Origin of the sequence: Streptococcus equinus ATCC 9812, from assembly GCF_000187265.1 — a bacterium.
Classification (GTDB): domain Bacteria; phylum Bacillota; class Bacilli; order Lactobacillales; family Streptococcaceae; genus Streptococcus; species Streptococcus equinus.
Genome location: NZ_GL698444.1, coordinates 1 through 661, shown reverse-complemented (window position 1 = coordinate 661; position 661 = coordinate 1). Strand labels below are relative to the sequence as shown.

Here is a 661-nt window from a genome sequence, read left to right as displayed (position 1 = left end):
TGGAATAGTCTGAAGTATTCTGTATTCTTCAGGGAAACTCCTTTTTAATATAATCCTTGATTTCACTCTCTAATGTTTCAATTAGATTTTGATACATTTGATATTCTTCTAAACTTTGGCTAATAAGAAAACGGTCTTCTAGTGATAACTTTCCATTCATAGCTTCCACTAACTCTTCTGGACTAGCTTTTATACGTCTATGAATACAAGAAGCTACACTTTCAGAATCAATAGCTTCTCCATTGATGAAAAGAGTTAAAGAGCTTGTCCTGTTTTAGAGAAAACATCTGAAAGATAGCTCGTTAATTTGATATTAGCACGTTGTAAAAGATTATGAATTTCGTTTTTAACTTGGTATGTAAGAAGGTTCGATAAGTCCACATCTTCCAAGTTGTGCAAGCCATTCCGCGTCTTTCATAGCAGTTTTACGTCCAGGAACATTTTTGATGTGTTGGGGATTGGCGGGTACAAGTACTAAATCTGAATCTGAAAAAATATTGAAAAGTGGCAACCAATATTGACCGGTACTTTCAAAGAAGACGTGAGTTACATGATTTTCTTTTAACCAAGCTAAAGCATTTTGAAGTGCCACAGTTGTTGTTCCGAATTTCTTTTGAATCTTCTTAGGCTTGTTAGTGTCTAGTGGACCATCTAAGATACA

At 34.6% G+C, this 661-nt stretch carries 1 protein-coding gene; it reads right to left on the bottom strand.

The window, feature by feature from the left end; translation table 11 throughout:
- Nucleotides 1-346: 346 nt before the first annotated feature.
- Nucleotides 347-661, bottom strand: a 315-nt coding sequence (locus HMPREF0819_RS09135; protein ID WP_003068023.1) for an IS110 family transposase, incomplete at its 5' end; no start/stop codon positions are given.